Origin of the sequence: Pedobacter chitinilyticus, assembly GCF_003313385.1 — a bacterium.
GTDB lineage: Bacteria > Bacteroidota > Bacteroidia > Sphingobacteriales > Sphingobacteriaceae > Pedobacter > Pedobacter chitinilyticus.
In genome coordinates this window covers 136,142-155,509 of record NZ_QMHN01000006.1, presented here as the reverse complement: position 1 = coordinate 155,509, position 19,368 = coordinate 136,142, and the positions used below count along the sequence as shown (strand labels likewise).

Sequence of the window (19,368 nt, the reverse complement as noted above, 5' to 3'; positions counted from 1 at the left end):
GCAGCTAAAATCAAAAAAACGGTATTATCTGGTTTTTTTAATCTGCTCGCTCAATAGTTTATAAATCATTAACCAATCAGTGTGCTCTTTGAGCAAATCTTCATGTTTTTTTAAGGTCTGCTCATCATTTCTAACCGCTGGACCAGTTTGCACTTCAATAGGAAGGGCCGTTTGCACCTTGTTGGCGGTTTCGGCAATTAAAGGCTTGATGATGTCAAAATCAAGTTGATGTTGTGCCAGCAATTGTTGGGCAACACCATATAGGTAGTTGGGGAAATTACAGGCAAATACTGCCGAGAGGTGTAATATCTTTCTTTGTGCGCTGTCTACCTCGTAAATATTTTTACTGATGAGCGTAGCCAGCATTTTTAATTGTTGCAGGCTTTGTGTATCGTTAGCTTCCAAACACAATGGCACCTGCGAAAAATCCAATGCTGTGTGTTTTGAAAATGTTTGTAGCGGATAAAACACTCCGTAATGAGCATTACCATTTAGTACGTCTAATCCTGCAGCTCCAGAGGTATGTGCTACCACACCGCGATAGTTTTTTAGTTGTGTGGCAACTTCGACAATGGCATCATCTTTAACTGAAATTAGAATAATGTCACTACCATCATCGGTAATTTCAGAAATTTGTTTGATCGACTTTGCTCCAACTTGATTGGCCAGTAGCTCCGCATTTTCAAATTGATGCGACCAAATGCTTGTTATTTCTACCTGGGCATAGTACAAAGCTTTGGCTAAATGTGTAGCTACATTTCCAGAACCTATGATGGAGACTTTCATTAATCAGTTTTCAGTTCTTTTTTCCGTCTGATAATAGACATCAAGAAACCAATCACCATCACAATGGTACCAATCCAATATAAGTTGATATATGGGAATTCGATAGATTTGAATACCACCCAGTCTTTTGCTTGTTGAGGTTTCTCGAAGATTTGAAGCTCAAACTTATTCTCATCAGGAATGATCTTCGTAAATCTAACCCTTAAGCCTAGTTCATCAATCTTACGGGCAAAATCAAAAGTGTTATTGCCTTTAATTAAGAATAATGGCTCTGCATTATAAATTTTACCACTCACATTCACTTCCAACGGTAAGCTCACTGCTAAATCTTCCTTCTCGATTTTTAAGTCCCTAACCACAGGTTTGTTGTTCAGTGCTTTTACCGTTAACACACCGCTGCTGGTATGAACAGTGTCGCCCACTTTTAAGGTAACAATACGAGGAGCTTTGTAATTTTCTTCCTCGGTATGTCCTTCATGATCAGCATGCTCTTCTTTTTTCTGTGCTGCACTGGTAATGTGGGTGTAAATATCTCTCAATAGGTAATGTTTCGTGTCTGGAGAAGCAATTAAGCCCATTTTTCCATTTTCTTGGATGCTAGGATTAACTGAGAAATCTTCTTTTACTTTACCTGTTTCCTCATCAATTACCCTAAAGTTAAGTTTATAGTAGGTATTTGGCTGGATGGTGGTATCACTGATATAAGTAACGGTGTATTTGCCCATTTTTTTAGGCTCGTTCTTATATAACATGATGTTCTCACCTGGTTTCGCTGCTTTTTCGAAATCTTTAACAGGAATAAAATTAGTTTCATTGATAGAGATTGGCTGACTAGTTGCTGCGGCAACCAAAGCCCCAATTAACAAGATGGCAAAGCCGATGTGGGCAATAGCCGAACCTGCCAATTTACTGCCTCTCTTAGTGAAAATACCCGTTAATAATCTAGCATTAGCCAAAATGGCGAAAATACAGCTAAAGGTTAGGATAATGTACATCAGGTTGGTGTAAATACCCGTTGCCCAAACCATGGCAGCTGTAATGACCATTGCGAATACTACAGAAGAGATTAAACTGCTATAGAACTTGCGAGGATCGGTGCGCTTATATTTTAAAAATTGGGAGAAGCCCGAAATCAATGCAATTAACACTGCAAAAGGAGCTTGCCATTGGTTGTAAAACCTTACTGCATCTTTGATAGGAGCGTAGTTAGTGCCAAAAGCAGCATTAAATACAGGTACCGAAGTCGCAAAAATGATGTGGATACAAGAAACGGTAACTACTAAGGCACCAATGAACATCCAAAATTCACGTGAATAAGTTTCTTCGTCTTTGTGTGTGATTGGCAACTCTTTCCATCTGCAGACAATGCAGAATACAGAAATACCTAAAAATACCAAGATGTAAATTACCAACTGCCAGAACATTCCCAAATCGGTGAATGAGTGCACCGAAGTTTCTCCCAAAATACCACTTCTGGTTAAGAAAGAAGCATATAATACCAGGATAAAACTCACCAATATCAATGCCATTGCAGTGAAATAAGCATGACCAGTATTTTTATAGGCAATAATTACGTGCAAACCGCCAATGAGTGTTAACCAAGGGATGATAGAAGCATTTTCTACTGGATCCCAAGCCCAAAAGCCACCAAAGTTAAGTGCTTCATAAGCCCAAAATGAACCCATAATAATGCCTGCACCTAAAATCATTACAGCGAATGAAACCCAAGGCAATACAGGTTTAACCCAGTCTTTGTAACGTTTTTGCCAAAGTGCAGTAATACCGTAAGCAAAAGGTACAATCATGCTGGCAAAGCCTAAAAATAGGGTTGGAGGGTGAATAACCATCCAATAGTTTTGTAATAGTGGATTTAAACCTTTACCATCAGTAATAAAGGTTAAATAATTTTTATAGTTCTCAGGATCAGAGAAAATAGGGATTGTAGCTTTCAAATCCATCGCATCTCTTAACAAGATAAAAGGAGATGAGCCTACACGAGCGCCAAAAATTTCTACGCCTAAAAGCATGGAGGCTAAAAATACTTGCGAAAGTGCAATAATGGTCATTACACCATTTTCCCATGATTTAGCTTTCCAGATCAGGATAATACCTAATAGGGATTGCCAAAAAGCCCATAGCCAAAAGCTACCTTCTTGTCCTTCCCAAAAAGCAGAGATGATATAATATACAGGCAACTCTTTAGAAGAGTGTGACCATACGTAATAGTATTCGTTGTAGTGATTTAAGATTAAATAGAATAGCGTAGCGCCAATTCCGATAATGCCAATAACATTTACCAGAAACCCAATTCTACCTAATTTAGTCCAAGAATTGTCTTCAAGGTTTTTGTTTTTGGTGGCGAAAAAATAGGCGATGGTAGAAAGTAGTGATGCGCCAAACGAAAGTACGATGAAAAATTGGCCTAATTTTCCTGGAAGGAGGTTCTCTCCAATAAACTGTATATCCATTAAGATTTTGATTCTTTTGTCCCCTTTATCTCTTTAACTGTCCCGTCCTGGTTTACTTCAACCATGTTATCGTTATATTTTGAAGGACATTTCATTAAAATCTTTGAAGCGTAGAAAGTGTTGTTTTCCATTTTTCCAATCAATACCAATTTCTCAGAACGCTCAAAGTCTTGAGGTTTAGAACCATTAAGGACTACCTTATTCACGGTGCCTTTTTCATCTTTCATGTAAAAAGCAAAGTGGTTAGGGTCTTTAACCGCATCATAGTACATGCCTTTGGTTTTTTCCCAATAGCCCATCACGTGTTCTTCTTTTTGTGATTCGGCAGCTTCATTGAAGTTGGCGTAAGAGTCGGTGTCGGCATTTAAGCTTACTAAAAAGCCTATGCAAATGGCAATGGTAATTAAACCGATGATGGCACTTTTTCTCATCTGTACAAATGGTGTTGATATGATTTAAAATACAGTGAGCAAAGATAGGAAAACTATGTAGGCTAGGCTATTGTGCTACCCCTTTTCTCTATATCTTGACAATTAGTTGATAAACAAAAAAGCCCCGTAACAGATTAATTACGGGGCTTTGATGTTATTTAGAACCAGTCTATGGCCAAACGCCCAAGTTCATATATGAAACGGCAATTTTGTCAATTGAATTTACAAAAGCAGCAGTTCTTAACGTTTTAATTTCTGGCTTGTCAATTAAAGTTTGTCTAATCTCACGGTATGAGTGGATCATGGTATCTTCTAAACCAGAATTTACCAACTCTAATTCCGATGCCCCTTTAACGATCATCAAACGGTGCTCCGCTGGAATAGTTTTTCCAGTAAGGCTTTCCAAAGTGTTAATCAAATTAGCGTTTGAGTTTTCTGCATAGCGATTTTCCATACGGCCAAAGGCTACGTGCGAAAGGTTTTTCAACCACTCGAAATAAGATACGGTTACACCACCAGCGTTGCAATACATATCAGGGATAATGATCCCGCCCATTTCAGTGAAGATTTCTTCAGCTTCTGGGGTACATGGCCCATTTGCGCCTTCTGCAATTACTTTAGCTTTGATGTTACGGATGTTTTCGGCAGTGATTTGATTTTCTAAAGCAGCAGGAACCAAGATATCACATGGTTGCTCCAAACCTTCTTTAGAGTTTTTGAAATCTGTAGCACCTGGGAAACCTAATAACGAGCCAGTGTTTTTACGGTGAGCAAAAACTTCGTCAATGTTAAGTCCGTTTGCGTTGTAGATAGCACCTTCAAACTCGCACACACCTACAATAGTACCTCCAAATTCAGTTAAGAATTTAGCAGAGTGATAACCTACGTTACCCAAACCTTGTACAATGATTTTTTTATCTTGCAAACCTGCAGTAAGACCTAGCTTTTTCATGTCATCAGCGTGGCTTACACACTCACGAACAGCATAGGCAACGCCACGGCCGGTAGCTTCCTTGCGTCCACGGATACCGTGTAATGCGATAGGCTTTCCAGTAACACAACCAAGGGCATCTAAAGAGCCTGGGTTCATGGTCATGTAAGTATCCGCAATCCAACTCATTTCACGTTCGCCTGACCCATAGTCAGGAGCAGGAACGTCGATACCAGGACCGATAAAGTTTTTCTTGATTAACTCGGTAGTGTAGCGACGAGTAATGGTTTCTAATTCGGCAACGGTATAATTTTTAGGATTAATGCATATACCACCTTTTGCACCTCCGAATGGTACGTTTACGATGGCACACTTATAGGTCATTAGCGCTGCTAAAGCCATCACCTCATCTTCGTTAACCATATCGCTATAACGAATACCACCCTTGGTAGGGCTCATGTGGTGCGAGTGCTCTACACGCCATGCGTCAATTACTTCAAATCCGTTTCCTCTACGAATTGGGAATTGGAAACGGTATACACTGTTACATGCTTTAATTTGTGCCAATAAACCTTCAGGGTGTGAGGTGAATTTGGCGGCGTCGTCAAAGTTTTTGCAGACATCGCTGAAAAAACTTGTTTCATTTGCTGTACTAGCCATTTTTTTGAATTTTGGTTTTATGCTTTTACGGGTGCAAAATTGCAGTAAAATAAACCATTCTTGCAAGAATATTTTGCTTAGTGTATGGTAAACACTATTGCGTTTCGGTTCAAAAAAACGTGCCTAATGCGTTTAAAATTAGTTTTTGGGAGTTGATTTTTTTTCCAACAATTTCAAACGTTTGTCTAGCGTGAAAAGATAAAACAGCAAGCCTGCCAAAATAATGACGATACAAATCACTACAATGTAAATTTTTCCATCAGCACGCAGCTTGTCGGCCATCTCAATATCGCTATTTTGAGCTAATAAATTAAGCGACGAAAATAGGAGGATAAGTACAGTTAAAATCTTCTTCATTACAAAGTGTTGTGTTTATTTTCTAATGTTTTTATTCTGAAACGTAAAGTGTAAACCCAGTAGCCTATTAAAATCCATCCTAAGCAAGCAGGATAAAAGACCAAACGCATACGGCTATCCAAATCGTAACTGTTAAAGCCTGGATTTCCACCATTACCTGGGTGTAGAGAGTCTTGTAAACGTGGTAATACGAAGAGCAATACTACCATCATAGGGAAGGCGAAGATGTTGTAAATTGCTGCTATTTTGGCTCTTTTCTGCTCTTCATCAATGGCATTTCTCAATACAAAATAGGCAAAGTAAAGCAGCAGGGAAATGGCCGCGAAGTTCTGTTTTGGATCAAAGCTCCAAAATTGGCCCCAAGTGAATTTGGCCCAAACGGCACCTGTAACAATGCCCAATATCCCGAAAATGACCCCAGCATTGGCACTTTCTACCGCCCTGATATCATCGGCTTCGCTTTGTGTGCTTAAGGATTTTACACTATAAAAAACAGAAATGGTAAAGAGTACTACCATAGCAAACCACATGGGTACGTGGAAGTACAAGTTTCGGATGGTCTCGTTTAAGATAGCCATTCTAGGCACACCTAACAATAAACCCGCAATTGCGGTATACACTACTAAAACAGCGGCTAAGATTTTCCACCAAGTTTTATACATACAGTTTATAATTATTGATTGAATGAATTTTGAATGATTGAATAGCGAAAGGCGTTTAAAAATCTACTCATTCACTAATTCTCTCATTTAATCATTTGTTTTAATCTCGCCAAAGGTAAGGAAATAACAATAAAGCAACTGTCATCACCATTACATTTATCAAAGCCAAAAGGCCAATTTCATCCAAACTTACGCTTCGGTCCAAGCCATCCATGGCATTTTTTGCAAATTTGATCAGTACAATCAGTACAGGGATAATGATGGGGAAGCTTAAAATAGCCATCAGCATTCCGCCGTTACCTGTTTTTGAAGCAATAGCTGATACCATGGTAAAAATGGTAGAGAAGCTCAAGCTGCCTAGCACAGCTGCTAGCAGGTACATTAAAATATCAATGTCTTTGTTCGGCTCAAAAACCAAACAGTAAAATGCCAACGCAATTACCGTTAATACCATCATTAACAAGCTATTGTAGATGGTTTTAGCGATGATTAATGCTACTGGACTCACTAAGGTATAGGTGTATAATTGTCGGCCTTTGCTTTCCTGAAGGAAACTCTTTGCAATTGCATTAATGGATGCAAATAACATAATGATCCAAAAAAGTGCATTCCAAGTAATTTTGTCAATAATTTGGAACGACATGAAGCAAACAAAAACGGTAGACACTACGTAGAGCAACACGCCATTAAGAGCATACTTGGATCGCCACTCTAAAATGATTTCCTTTTTGATTAAGTGTTTTACCTGTTGAGCTAAATGCATTATGGCAAAGATAAAATTGATTTACAATTTACGATTGATGATTTTAGATTTTGACAGGAATGTTGGAAAAGGTTAACTGTTTATCTGGTTAATCGTTTAACTACATTTTGGAATGTAATCTATTAGGTTAATTGAATTCGTCAATCTAAAGTCGTTGTCTTCTAATGGCTATGACCTGCATAAAAACCAATTAAAGCAACGCCTATACCCAGTAATACGGCTAGCATTTTGCGTTTGTTGATTTTATGGTCTGCGCTCGATTCAAATAAAATAGTAGTAGAAATATGAAGGAAAATACCAATCACAATACCCATAATTTTATTGAAATAGGCTTCAATACCTCCAAGGCTTCCATTGCTTAATCCCAAACTTACCCAATAACCCAAAGGTGCCATCACTGCAAATAAGATTAAAAGGGAAATAATTGGACCTTTTTTGAGATGGTTTTGCAATAGGATGCTGGCCAAGGCAAATGCCGCTGGAATATGGTGCAAGGCTATCCCAAAGATAAATTCATTGTGATGATCTTTGGCTAAAGGCATCCCCTCTAAAAAAGCATGCAAACACAAACTGATCATGATCCCGTAAGGAAAAGAATGCTCATGATGATGTCTGTGGATATGTCCGTGTTCTACACCTTCAGAGAATTGCTCCAAGAAAACCTGTAACAAAAAACCAATTAGAATGTAAATGCCAATCTCATGCCCATCGTTACCACTATAAGCATCAGGAATAAGATGCAGTACCGTAATGGAAAAAAGATAGGCACCACTAAAGGATAAAATCAATTTTAGAAGTTGCGATTTATCATTTTTAACCAAAAAAATGGCCAATCCACCCAAAAAGGCGGAAAAGAACAAAACCGAAAATTTCCAAATTTCCATTATTGAGCGGGTTTTATTTTATGATAGATAAATGTGGTTAGCAAACCGAGGCTTGTACCTAATAAAGTGCCGCAAAAAACGTCGATAGGGTAATGTACGCCTACGTATATTTGGGCAAAGCTGATGGAGGCAGCCCATAAAATGCCAATAGGTAAAATAGGCCTCCACTTTCGGTAAAAAACACCAATTAAAAATACAGCGATGCCAAAATGATTAGTGGCATGCGATGAAGGAAAGCTTTTGCCGCTGCCGCAAGGCACCCGATGAATAATTTGATCGGCCAAGCGTATTTCATTACAAGGTCGGGTACGGTTTACATTTGGTTTAATGATCCTAGATGAAATCATGTCACCCAAAGCAAAAGTTAGCAATACCCCACCAATAATATAAAGGCCTGTTTTTTTATACTGCTTGATACAGAAAATCACAATAAACAAATACAACGGCGACCAAAAAAATCGATTGCGCAACAAAGGCATCAACCAATCGAAAAAGCCATTGCTTAAACCGCGGTGTATCTTTAAAAATAACTCGGTATCAAACTGTAAAAGCTCTTGCATCATGCTTTTTTGCAGATAAGAATCAAACGATCAGATTTCAGTTCGTCAAATGCTTCCAAGTGGTAGTTACCAAATTTCTCAATAATCTGCATTCCAGCTTTTTCAAGCATGGTCTCGAAATCGCTCAACAAAAAAGCTTGTACACGTTCTTCAAAAGCGTAGTCTTTTAATTTGTGCTCGAAATTGATGTGTTTGATGATTTTTCCATCGGTCACAAATTTGTGCAAGTGAAATTCGATGCCGTCAATGGTTTTGATTTCCTGATTAGTGAGGTTCTTGATAATTTTCTGTGTGTTGAAATAATCAATCACAAAAGTACCATCAGCCTTCATGCTTTTTCTAAAAGCCTTCAGCGCATTCACATGGTCTTTTTCGCTTTCAAAATAGCCAAAGCTGGTAAATAGGTTAAGCGCAATGTCAAAATAATTGATGTACGACAGCTTGCGCATATCGTGCACATAAAAATGCAGGTTCTTTTGCTCAAACTGCTGTGCGTATTTAATGTTTTGCTCAGAAAGGTCAATGCCCGTTACATCATATCCCTTCTTATTAAGGTAAATGGAGTGTCGGCCTCTGCCGCAAGCAATGTCAATAATTTTGCTATCCACGCTTGGCTTTAAATGGGCCAGTAGATTATCGATGAGCAATTCTGCCTCCTCATCATTTCTGTTACCGTAAAGAATGTGGTAATATGGAGAATTAAACCAGTATTGAAACCATTTGCGTTGCATTTCTATTCAAATTTAGGACGACAAATATAGTATTTATGCAATAATGTTGCAATAAAATATTATGCCTTGTTTTCTTTGCACTTCCAAAAATACACTAAACAAAAGCTATCGACAAGGACAATCAACTACTTAACTCATAGATTTACTTGAAGTTTATATTTCAAAATCATGATAATTAAGCTAAAGTTAAAGCATTTATTTTTCTTAATTTTGACGAAAAATAGAAGACTTGACTTTAATAAAATCTATCTCAGGCATTAGGGGTACCATTGGCGGCAAGGCTGGCGAAGGTTTAACCCCAATTGATATTGTGAAATTTACGGCTGCTTTTGGTTCATGGGTAATCAGCAAATCAGCATTTAAAAGAATCGTTATTGGGCGTGATGCACGTATCTCTGGCGAAATGGTGAACAACTTGGTAGTAGGCACCTTGCAAGGTTTGGGTATAGAAGTGATTGATTTGGGGCTTTCTACCACACCTACGGTGGAAATTGCCGTACCTATGGAAAAAGCCGCAGGGGGTATTATCTTAACCGCTAGCCACAATCCAAAACAATGGAATGCTTTAAAACTTTTAAACGCCAAAGGCGAATTCATTAGCGATGCTGATGGTAAAGAAGTATTGGACATTGCCGAAAATTCGGATTTCAGCTTTGCCGAAGTGGACCACTTGGGACAAGTCATTAAAAATGACACCTACATTCAGAAACATATAGACGCTATTTTGGCGCTTCCTTTGGTAGATGTTGAGGCCATTAAGAAAGCAAACTTTAAAGTGGCTATCGATTGTGTTAACTCAACAGGCGGGATTTTTCTTCCACCCTTATTGAAAGCATTGGGTGTTGAGACTGTTTATGAGCTTTATTGCGAGCCTAACGGACAGTTTCCTCACAATCCAGAGCCACTACCAGAGAATTTAACTGAAATTGCCAAGGTAGTACAACAAAAAAATGCCGATTTAGGTATAGTGGTTGATCCAGATGTGGACAGGTTATGCTTTGTAAATGAAGATGGCTCTATGTTTGGTGAAGAATATACCTTGGTAGCCGTTGCTGATTATGTGTTAAAGCACACACCAGGAAACACGGTTTCAAACTTATCTTCAACAAGAGCATTAAGAGATGTGACCGAAAAGGCAGGCATGGCATACAACGCAGCGGCTGTTGGTGAGGTGAACGTGGTGAATCAAATGAAGGCAACCAACGCTATTATTGGTGGTGAAGGAAATGGCGGAATTATTTATCCCGAATCGCACTATGGTAGAGATGCGCTGGTAGGAATTGCACTTTTCTTATCTCATTTAGCTAAATTTGGTAAAGGTATTTCTATCCTAAGGGCAAGTTATCCAGCTTATCATATTTCAAAAAATAAAATCACCTTAACTCCAGAGATGGACATTGATTTATTATTGGAGAAAGTGCAAGAGAAATATCAAAAACAGCCTCATAGCACAATAGATGGCCTTAAAATTGAGTTTGATAAAGAATGGGTGCATTTGCGTAGGTCAAATACGGAGCCGATTATACGTATTTATAGCGAGGCTGAAAATGAAACCACAGCGGAAAATTTAGCACAAAAGATCATCTCTGATATTAAAGAGATATTGCAGATCAGCTAGGAAGATGGTTAATTGTTAGAACTGGTTAATTGTTTAACTGTATACTAACTACTAGCCACTAACACCTAACCCCTGAAAACAACACTAACTAACACACAAATAAAAATGAAACGAGTTTATTTAGACAATGCAGCTACCACACCCCTTGACCCTGCTGTAGTGGAAGAAATGACCAACGTAATGCAAAATTACTACGGAAATCCTTCTGCCATACATGCGTTGGGTCGTGAGGTGAGAACCTTGGTAGAGAAAGCACGCAAAACAGTAGCTACACTGCTTAACGCGTCTCCTTCAGAAGTTTTCTTTACCTCTGGTGGTACCGAAGCAGATAACACCGCTATTCGTTGTGGAATTGCCGCTTATGGGATTAAACATGCCATTACTTCTACCATTGAACACCATGCGGTAGAGCACACGTTGAACATGTTGCTTAAAGATGGCGTGATAGATAAACTTAGTTTCGTAAATATTGATGAAAAAGGAAATGTAGACTACGCTCATTTAGAAGAGCTTTTGCAAAATAACGAACGCAGTTTTGTTTCTTTAATGCATGCCAATAACGAATTAGGTACTTTAACCGACATGGAAAAAGTAGGCGATTTATGTGAAAAATATAATGCCATTTACCATGCCGACACCGTACAAACCATGGGCCATTACCCACATGATGTGCGCAAGCTGAAAGCTCATTTCATTGTTTGTGCAGCACATAAACTTCATGGTCCAAAAGGTGTTGGATTTTTGTACGTGAACAACAGCATTAAAATTCCGCCAATGATTTATGGTGGTGCGCAAGAGCGTAACATGCGTGGTGGTACCGAAAATGTATATGGTATTGTTGGTTTAGCTAAATCTCTAGAAATTGCTTATGCCGAAATGGAACAGCACCAAAACCATGTACAAGGCTTAAAGGACTATATGAAACAGCAGTTAATTGCCGAAATTCCTGGGATTTCTTTCAACGGTGAAACGGATGCGGACAAAAGCTTGTACACTGTTTTGAACGTATCTTTTCCTGAAATGGAAATGGCAGATATGTTATTATTCAATTTAGATATCAATGGTATTTGTGCGTCTGGGGGCAGTGCTTGTTCTTCAGGTTCTAACATAGGTTCGCACGTGCTTAACGGCATCAAAGCCGATCCAAATCGTCCTGCGGTGCGTTTTTCTTTTAGTAAATACACGACTAAAGAAGAAATTGACTATACGTTGGAGAAAGTTAAAATGGTGGTAAAGCAGAACGCTTTGGCGTAATCAAAATATTAATGTATAAAAAAGGGGAGGTCTTGATAGATTTCCCTTTTTTGTTCTTGTGGACTTTAAACCTCGTAGGTTTCTAAAACCTACGAGGTTTTTGGAGAAAAAACTTATTGATTAACCCACTTTGGATTACTCTTCAGCACTTTTCCATGGATAGGACAGCTGGCATCATGCGCACCCGCCAAATAGCCAATACTCATTAAAAACTCTCCTACAATCTCTCCACCAGTAAACTTAAAAGTCTTTTTAAACAATTTTACCCATTCTGCCTTCGTTTTGGGATGATGACTTTCCAACCATTTCTCAAAGCTGCCAAATTCTTTTTGAAGTTGTAAAATGGTTTTAGCGTTTTCTATTGCAGCATTTACTTTTAATTTATTGCGAATAATACCAAGGTCTTGCAATAAACGTTCCCTATCAGCTTCGTTAAAATTGGCTATCTTTTTAATGTCAAAATTGGCATAGGCTTTTCTAAAACCCTCTTCTTTCTTTAAAATGGTTTCCCAGCTTAAGCCCGCTTGGTTAATCTCTAAAATTAACCTTCCAAAAAGCTCATTATCGTCGTGAATAGGAAAACCATAATGATTGTCATGGTAGTTGGAATGTAAAGCCCTACGTTCGTTGGGCTGCATGCTAGGGATAACGCTGCAATAGCTCATATTTGTTGATGGTTAATCGCTGTTTCTAATTATTTCTTTAAAGCCAAAATTTGGTCAATGATACTAATAATACGTTGAACTTTAGTTTCGTCGTTTTTAGCCGTAGAAATCCAATCAATATAAGCTTTTTGCTTACTAATTGAAAGCATGTTGAATTTTTCATAAGCTTCGGGAACTTCTTCCAAACACGCTTTTAATTCTTCTGTAATATTGGTATCGGTATCTATGTCGCTATATAGTACCACCCTCACCAAATCTCCAGCTTGTTTGTTGATTTGCTTTCGTATTTCTGCTTTAACAGGCAAAAACAAATTACCATTCCCCATAGATTGCAAAGGGTAATGCTGAAGTTCATAATCATCAATAAAGCCGCTTACCTTCACCCATCCAAAATAGCGTTTCCTATCAGGTTTTATTTCTGGGAGTTCAATAAAAGTCCAACCACCTTTCCCGTTGAATTTTTTAAGGAGATAGTCTTTTTCTACAAGCGGTTTCTGTTGCGACATTTGATGGATTGTTTGCCGCAAAAATAAAATTCACACTGACAACCCTATGGCAGTCCGAAAAAATTATTGCAATAAATGCTGCATTTCTTTCCATTGATAAACCTTTACTTTTTCGGCAGGTTGTTGCGCGGCTGTAAACATAGCCTTTGCAATGTCTTTAGCACTTATTCCTTTGTATTTGTTCAGTTTTCCAATCAAAAGGAGGTTTACTACGCTGAAGATACCGATGAAAACTTTCTCCAAAGGTCTGCTTTCTGCCCTATTGCCCATAATCATTGATGGCTGAAAAATGTGGGTATGTTCAAAACCAACTTCAATAACATCTCTTTCAGTTTCGCCCTTTGTTTTAACGTAGAAAATAGAAGAATTGACGTTGGCGCCCACAGCACTCACCATCAATACTGATTTTGCACCATTGGCTTTAGTTAATTGTGCCGCCAATACAGGATAATCATGATCTATTTGATAATAGATTTTCTCATCGGGAGTTTTTTTCTTGGTAGTGCCCAATGCTATAAATACGTCATCTGCCACTAGTTCATTTTGATACTGGGCTAAAGTTTCATAGTGGGCAATAACGGTTTTTAATTTGGGATGTTGTACTTCCAAGGGTTTGCGCACCACCACTATCACTTCTTCATAGCTATCGCTTTGCAGCAAATCATGAAGCAGGTAGCCCCCAACAAAACCGCTTGCCCCAAATAAAATTGCTTTTTTCATTCTGTTAAATGGTTTAGTGATGTTACAAAACAATCGTTGAATGAGTTTTGTTAAATAAACGTACCAAAATTTAAGATCATGGAACCATCTCAGTTTATTGGGATAGCTCCATCACTGTTAAATAAAAATTATAAGATCATGGAAAATAAAGATAAGAAAGAAAAGGAAGTTAGGAACGACCTGATTGATATTGATAAAACGAAACCTACAAGAACTGAGGAAAATATAGAGAGTAGTCCTTCTTCTACCATTAGTAGCAAGTTTGCCAAAAACCATTCTCGTAAGCATAAGCCATTGGGTGATGGTCATGAACCAGGAACTACACCAGGTACTGGCTTTTAATCAGAAATATTTATTTAAATTTAAGCCACGACGATCAAGTCGTGGTTTTTTGTTTTGCAATATGGAACGTCGACAATTCATCCAACAATCTGCTTTGGCATTAGCCATCCTTTCTATTTATAAATCCAATGCTTTTGCAAACGGTGTTTTTCAGCAAGCTTATCAGTTTAAACCTTTACGAAATAATGTAGGTGTTTTTACCGAACAGGGTGGAACTATCGCTTGGTTAAATAGTAAAGACGGTTTTACGGTAGTCGATTCGCAGTTTCCAAACTCTGCGCCACATGTGATTGAAGAACTGAAAAAACTAGGCAACAAACCTTTTAAATACTTGCTCAATACACACCATCATGGTGACCATACAGGCGGAAATATTGTTTTTAGGGGATTGGCAGAGCACGTAGTGGCGCACGAAAATTCCTTGAAAAATCAACGTGCAACCGCAGAAAAAGCCAATAGTTTGGATAAACAGTTGTTGCCTGACCTTACTTTTGGGAATGATGGTTGGAAGACCAAAGTAGACGGAGAAAGAATTACCGCCTATTATTTTGGCCCTGGGCATACCAATGGCGATAGTATCTACCATTTTGAAAATGCGAATATAGCCCATGTTGGCGATTTAGTATTTAACCGTCGTTACCCATTTATTGATACTGCAAACGGCGCAAATATTGCCAATTGGGTAAATGTTTTAGATAGGATTGTCGCACAGTTTGATAACAATACGATGTTCATTTTTGGCCATAGCCGCGACCCTGAAAAAATTACAGGTGGCAAAGCCGATGTATTGGCATTTAAAAACTACTTGCAATCGCTACTTGATTTTGTAGGAAAGGAAATTAAAGCTGGAAAAACTAAAGACGAAATACTGAAGGCAACTGAAATTCCTGGGGCGCCAGAATGGCAAGGCGATGGTATTGCTAGAAGCTTGAATGCGGCTTATGCAGAACTTACCATGAAATAGTTTTAATTTTTCTTGCCAAGTTCCACTGCTTTTACTTCGTTTCTTCGGTCTTTTTCTAAATCAAATTTTTGAAAAGCTTCTGTTGATGGAGGGAAAATAGAAAAACCATCCAGTTCATCAATTTCGATAGTCATATTGTTGAGGATGACATCAATTAAGTGGCCTCCCTTGGTTTTATCGTCAGAAAGGAAGTGGAAATGATAGCCTGTAATGTTTGGCCCTTCCATATAAGCTGGAAGACGGTATCCTATTAAATCGCCTTCAACATTTTCGTAATTGAAAAATTTTTGAAGAGACAATAACTGAGCCATCGGTTGATACGGTTTTTCAGCAATAATAGGAAATGCCCTGGTCTTTACGAAGGCAAATTTTGCTCGGACATGTACTGCGTAAATGCCATTTTTCTTGGTTAAAACGCTATCTAATAACTGAAATAGCTGGTCTTTAGTGAGTGGTCCTGTTTTTTTGATGCTTTGGTCACTTTTGAATTGGTTGATGATGACAAAAGGAGTTTTCTCCGTGTATCGAATTTCAAAGGTTTTTCCAGAAGATTGTGTTTGATAGAATTTATTGTTGAAAATAACGATTTCGCCATCTAGTTGATCTGGAGCTCCCAATCCAAAATTTCCGTAAGGCTTTATTTGCCCATAGCTGATATGTGCATCGTATAAACCTCCAATAAAGGCACTGGCATGACCAAAGGTATAAAGATGGTTGGGGATGCTGGTTTGGGAAAACAGGTGACTAGATAAAAGACAAAGTATAATCAGAAGCGTTGAACGAGAAGCCATTTGAGTTGTTTAATTCGATTTATCCATCTAAGATAATTTAAATATTTAAGGAATTTTATAGTCTTGTTGTGTTTCAAACTTTGCGTATTCTTTATAAATACCTCATCCCGTATATACGGGATTGTAGTTAGATAAACAATGGTTATCCCAAAAAAGAGTTTAGGCTTCTTCGAAGAGCAAATTGCTGCTCGAAGGAGAAAATTGCACCTCAAAGGAGAAATGTTGGTGCTTTTAGGAATAATTATGTACCTCAAAGGAGAAACATTGCTCCTCGGAAGAGCAATAATGGACCTTTGAAGAGAAAAATTGCACCTCAAAGGAGAAATGTTGGTGCTTTTAGGAATAATTATGTACCTCAAAGGAGAAACATTGCTCCTCGGAAGAGCAATAATGGACCTTTGAAGAGAAAAATTGCACCTCAAAGGAGAAATGTTGGTGCTTTTAGGAGCAATGATGTGCCTTAAAGGAGAAACATTGCTCCTTAGAAGAGCAATAATGGGCCTCTGAGGAGAAATGATGTACCTTGGAGATGAAACATCGCACCCAAATATTGTAATGAGTTGCTTAATTTATAAACGTTCTATTTTAAACATCTCTTTTATGGGCAAGTTTCACGACAACTTCATTATCGTAAATTGACTAAACCCGATAGTAGCGGAAATACTTTTTGTTGTAATTCTTAACGAAAACTTGTAGGTTTTTAAAACCTACGAGGTTTAAAAGCAGTAAGATTCACAAAAAGATTGTAGCGGATAGCGGGACTGCTTTTACAAAAGGGTGCTGAATTTGCTTTTCCAATAATGAATATAAAATGGTTCTCCCAAAAAGAGTTTAATTTATAAACGTTCTATATTTTAAATATCTCTTTGAAAGGTGATTAACTGCCGACGAGTTAATGGCTTAGGTCCTATATTTGTTTAATCCAATTCCCCAACTTATGGATGATTTTTTAGCAGCCCGTTCGCAAATGGCCCTCTCTTTGGGTTTTCACATTATTTATGCTTGTATTGGTATGGTGATGCCGTTTTTTATGGCGGTTTCGCACTACAAGTGGTTAAAAACAAACAATGAAGTTTATAAGCACATTACCAAGGCATGGAGCAAGGGGGTGGCTATTTTCTTTGCTACAGGTGCCGTTTCGGGCACCATGCTTTCGTTTGAGCTGGGGTTACTTTGGCCTAAGTTTATGGAGCATGCAGGCCCTATATTTGGCATGCCCTTTTCTTTAGAAGGTACGGCCTTTTTTATTGAGGCCATTGCTTTAGGGTTCTTTTTATATGGATGGGAAAAACTCAATAAATGGTTCCATTGGTTTACTGGCGTGGTGGTAGGAGTAAGCGGCCTTGCTTCGGGTATTTTGGTGGTTGCTGCCAACGCGTGGATGAATAGTCCTGCTGGTTTTGAGTACGTAAATGGACAATACACCAATATTGACCCTATTAAAGCGATGTTTAACGATGCTTGGTTTACGCAGGCATTACACATGTGTTTGGCTGCTTTTACGGCTACGGGTTTTGCGGTAGCGGGTGTGCATGCTTTGATGATTTTGAAGAAACAGCATACGGATTTCCATTATAAGTCATTTAAAATTGCGGCTGCTTTTGCAACGGTTGCTGCATTATTACAGCCCATAAGTGGTGATATTTCGGCTAAAGATGTGGCTCAACGACAGCCTGCTAAGTTAGCGGCCATGGAAGCCTTATATAAAACCGAGAAGCCTGCACCGTTATTGATTGGTGGTATTGTGGATGAAAAAAATAAAACGGTGAGCAAAGCGATTGAGATTCCTGGAGCTTTAAGTTTTTTAGCGCATGGCGATTTCAAGGCGGAGGTGAAAGGCCTCGATCAAATTCCCGAGGATGAGCATCCACCAGTAGCCATTACCCATTATGCTTTCCAAATAATGGTGGGTTTGGGTACCATCATGATGGTAATTTCAGTGACTTATATCATTGTTTTATGGCGAAGGAAGACCGTTTTGAATAGTAAATGGTTACTGAAGCTCTTCGTTTTTGCCATCCCATTGGGATACATTGCTTTGGAAGCGGGTTGGACAGTGACAGAAGTAGGCAGGCAACCTTGGATCATCAATGGTATTATGCGTACCAAGGATGCAGTAACTCCAATGCCAGGTATTGCTTGGTCATTTTATCTCTTTTCGGCCATTTATTTCTCGCTTAGTTTAATTGTTATCTTTTTGCTTTACCGACAAATTAAAATGGTTCCTGTGCTTTATCAATCTTCAAATACCGACTCATGGAACAAGTAGTCATTATCTTTTTGTGTTTGGCCATTCTGCTGTATTTTTTATTGGGCGGAGCCGATTTTGGGGCGGGTATTATTGAGCTTTTCACTTCGGAGAAGAATAGGAGCAAGACGCGTAATACCATGTATCATGCCATAGGTCCCGTTTGGGAAGCTAATCACATGTGGCTCATTATTGCCATCGTGATTTTGTTTGTGGGCTTCCCGCTTATTTATACCACGATGTCGGTGCATTTGCATATCCCTTTAGCCATTATGCTTATAGGAATTATTGCTAGGGGTACTGCTTTTGTGTTTAGGCATTACGATGCGGTGAAGGATAACATGCAGGGCATTTACAACCAGGTTTTTGTTTATTCAAGCTTTATCACCCCATTATTTTTAGGCATCATTGCGGGTAGCGTACTTTCTGGACAAATAGATTTGAACGCCAACAACTTTGCGGATGCTTATATTTTTAGCTGGCTGAATTGGTTTTCTATTTCCGTAGGATTGTTCACCACAGCACTTTGTGGCTTTTTAGCGGCAATTTATTTAATTGGCGAGTGTAAAACGGTTGAAGATAAGAAGCGCTTTATCAAAAAGGCAGAATATATGAATATTGCGGCAGTAGTTTTTGGTGCAATGGTATTTTTTAGTGCTGCGATGGAAAATGTGCCTTTAATGAACTGGGTGATTTACAACAAAGTTGGATTAACGGCCGTAAGTTTAGCCAGTTTGTCGCTAGTGCTACTTTGGTACCTATTGCTTAAGGGAAAAACAAAGATTTTACGTTTATTGGCGGGGTTTCAGGTGACGATGATTTTGGTAGCCATTAGTTATGCGCACTTTCCCAATTTTATCCGTTTGAAAGGAGGGGAGGTGATTTCTTTGTATACGACCATTGGTCCCGATAAAACGATACAAAGTTTGGGTTGGGCCTTGGTGTTAGGTAGTTTATTGATTTTGCCGTTTTTAGGGTATTTGTTTTATAAGTTCCAGCAGAAAGAGGAATAATTAACCACCTTAGA

20 protein-coding genes are annotated in these 19,368 nt (G+C 38.5%); 6 read left to right on the top strand and 14 right to left on the bottom strand.

Annotated elements, in window-relative coordinates:
- Positions 1–24: 24 nt before the first annotated feature.
- The 10 genes from DUT70_RS17525 to DUT70_RS17480 all read right to left on the bottom strand — a co-directional run bounded on the left by DUT70_RS17525 (position 25) and on the right by DUT70_RS17480 (position 9,233).
- Entirely contained in the window at positions 25–786 is a 762-nt protein-coding gene (locus tag DUT70_RS17525) for a Rossmann-like and DUF2520 domain-containing protein (protein ID WP_113648664.1), read from the bottom strand.
- Positions 786–3,254, bottom strand: coding sequence for a heme lyase CcmF/NrfE family subunit (locus DUT70_RS17520; RefSeq protein ID WP_113648663.1), 2,469 nt, complete (start codon positions 3,252–3,254; stop codon positions 786–788). The genes DUT70_RS17525 and DUT70_RS17520 overlap by 1 nt, the downstream gene beginning before the upstream one ends.
- Positions 3,254–3,685, bottom strand: a complete 432-nt coding sequence (locus tag DUT70_RS17515) for a cytochrome c maturation protein CcmE domain-containing protein (protein ID WP_113648662.1) — start codon at positions 3,683–3,685, stop codon at positions 3,254–3,256. Before DUT70_RS17515 ends, DUT70_RS17520 begins: the two co-directional genes overlap by 1 nt.
- Positions 3,686–3,854: 169 nt before the next feature.
- Entirely contained in the window at positions 3,855–5,276 is a 1,422-nt protein-coding gene (locus DUT70_RS17510; RefSeq protein ID WP_113648837.1) for a Glu/Leu/Phe/Val family dehydrogenase, read from the bottom strand.
- 138 nt (positions 5,277–5,414) lie between these two features.
- The gene (locus tag DUT70_RS17505; protein ID WP_113648661.1) at positions 5,415–5,633 is read right to left on the bottom strand and encodes a CcmD family protein; all 219 of its coding nucleotides are present in this window, start codon (positions 5,631–5,633) and stop codon (positions 5,415–5,417) included.
- Positions 5,633–6,295, bottom strand: a complete 663-nt coding sequence (ccsA, locus tag DUT70_RS17500) for a cytochrome c biogenesis protein CcsA (protein WP_113648660.1) — start codon at positions 6,293–6,295, stop codon at positions 5,633–5,635. Before ccsA ends, DUT70_RS17505 begins: the two co-directional genes overlap by 1 nt.
- Before the next feature lie 100 nt (positions 6,296–6,395).
- Positions 6,396–7,058, bottom strand: coding sequence for a heme exporter protein CcmB (locus tag DUT70_RS17495; protein ID WP_113648659.1), 663 nt, complete (start codon positions 7,056–7,058; stop codon positions 6,396–6,398).
- A gap of 161 nt (positions 7,059–7,219) precedes the next feature.
- A complete protein-coding gene (locus tag DUT70_RS17490; RefSeq protein ID WP_113648658.1) occupies positions 7,220–7,942 on the bottom strand; it encodes a ZIP family metal transporter in 723 nt (240 codons plus the stop codon).
- Entirely contained in the window at positions 7,942–8,505 is a 564-nt protein-coding gene (locus DUT70_RS17485; protein WP_113648657.1) for a phosphatase PAP2 family protein, read from the bottom strand. Before DUT70_RS17485 ends, DUT70_RS17490 begins: the two co-directional genes overlap by 1 nt.
- Complete coding sequence (locus DUT70_RS17480; RefSeq protein WP_113648656.1) at positions 8,502–9,233, bottom strand: class I SAM-dependent methyltransferase; 732 nt, start codon at positions 9,231–9,233, stop codon at positions 8,502–8,504. Before DUT70_RS17480 ends, DUT70_RS17485 begins: the two co-directional genes overlap by 4 nt.
- 229 nt (positions 9,234–9,462) lie before the next feature.
- Between DUT70_RS17480 and glmM the strand changes: the two genes are divergently transcribed.
- Positions 9,463–10,851 (top strand): phosphoglucosamine mutase, encoded by a 1,389-nt coding sequence (gene glmM, locus DUT70_RS17475; protein WP_113648655.1) that lies wholly within the window; start codon positions 9,463–9,465, stop codon positions 10,849–10,851.
- 105 nt (positions 10,852–10,956) lie between these two features.
- On the top strand, positions 10,957–12,105 hold the full coding sequence (locus DUT70_RS17470) for a cysteine desulfurase family protein (RefSeq protein WP_113648654.1): 1,149 nt from the start codon (positions 10,957–10,959) through the stop codon (positions 12,103–12,105).
- Between the two features lie 113 nt (positions 12,106–12,218).
- Here the strand turns inward: DUT70_RS17470 and DUT70_RS17465 are convergent, their stop codons facing one another.
- The 3 genes from DUT70_RS17465 to DUT70_RS17455 all read right to left on the bottom strand — a co-directional run bounded on the left by DUT70_RS17465 (position 12,219) and on the right by DUT70_RS17455 (position 13,996).
- Positions 12,219–12,770: a DNA-3-methyladenine glycosylase I gene (locus DUT70_RS17465; RefSeq protein ID WP_113648653.1), complete on the bottom strand. Its 552-nt coding sequence runs from the start codon at positions 12,768–12,770 to the stop codon at positions 12,219–12,221.
- Between the two features lie 29 nt (positions 12,771–12,799).
- Complete coding sequence (locus DUT70_RS17460) at positions 12,800–13,276, bottom strand: YdeI/OmpD-associated family protein (protein ID WP_113648652.1); 477 nt, start codon at positions 13,274–13,276, stop codon at positions 12,800–12,802.
- 63 nt (positions 13,277–13,339) lie between these two features.
- On the bottom strand, positions 13,340–13,996 hold the full coding sequence (locus DUT70_RS17455; protein WP_113648651.1) for an oxidoreductase: 657 nt from the start codon (positions 13,994–13,996) through the stop codon (positions 13,340–13,342).
- A 138-nt stretch (positions 13,997–14,134) separates the two neighbouring features.
- Between DUT70_RS17455 and DUT70_RS17450 the strand changes: the two genes are divergently transcribed.
- Together DUT70_RS17450 and DUT70_RS17445 are read left to right on the top strand one after the other, a co-directional pair.
- Positions 14,135–14,338, top strand: a complete 204-nt coding sequence (locus tag DUT70_RS17450; protein ID WP_128353385.1) for a hypothetical protein — start codon at positions 14,135–14,137, stop codon at positions 14,336–14,338.
- Between the two features lie 61 nt (positions 14,339–14,399).
- Complete coding sequence (locus tag DUT70_RS17445; protein WP_113648649.1) at positions 14,400–15,302, top strand: MBL fold metallo-hydrolase; 903 nt, start codon at positions 14,400–14,402, stop codon at positions 15,300–15,302.
- A gap of 2 nt (positions 15,303–15,304) precedes the next feature.
- Here DUT70_RS17445 and budA read toward each other — a convergent pair whose 3' ends face one another.
- On the bottom strand, positions 15,305–16,093 hold the full coding sequence (gene budA, locus DUT70_RS17440; RefSeq protein ID WP_113648648.1) for an acetolactate decarboxylase: 789 nt from the start codon (positions 16,091–16,093) through the stop codon (positions 15,305–15,307).
- Positions 16,094–17,030: 937 nt separating this feature from the next.
- Between budA and DUT70_RS17435 the strand changes: the two genes are divergently transcribed.
- Together DUT70_RS17435 and DUT70_RS17430 are read left to right on the top strand one after the other, a co-directional pair.
- The gene (locus DUT70_RS17435; protein WP_113648647.1) at positions 17,031–18,362 is read left to right on the top strand and encodes a cytochrome ubiquinol oxidase subunit I; all 1,332 of its coding nucleotides are present in this window, start codon (positions 17,031–17,033) and stop codon (positions 18,360–18,362) included.
- A complete protein-coding gene (locus DUT70_RS17430) occupies positions 18,350–19,354 on the top strand; it encodes a cytochrome d ubiquinol oxidase subunit II (RefSeq protein ID WP_113648646.1) in 1,005 nt (334 codons plus the stop codon). Before DUT70_RS17435 ends, DUT70_RS17430 begins: the two co-directional genes overlap by 13 nt.
- The last annotated feature ends 14 nt before the right edge of the window (positions 19,355–19,368 follow it).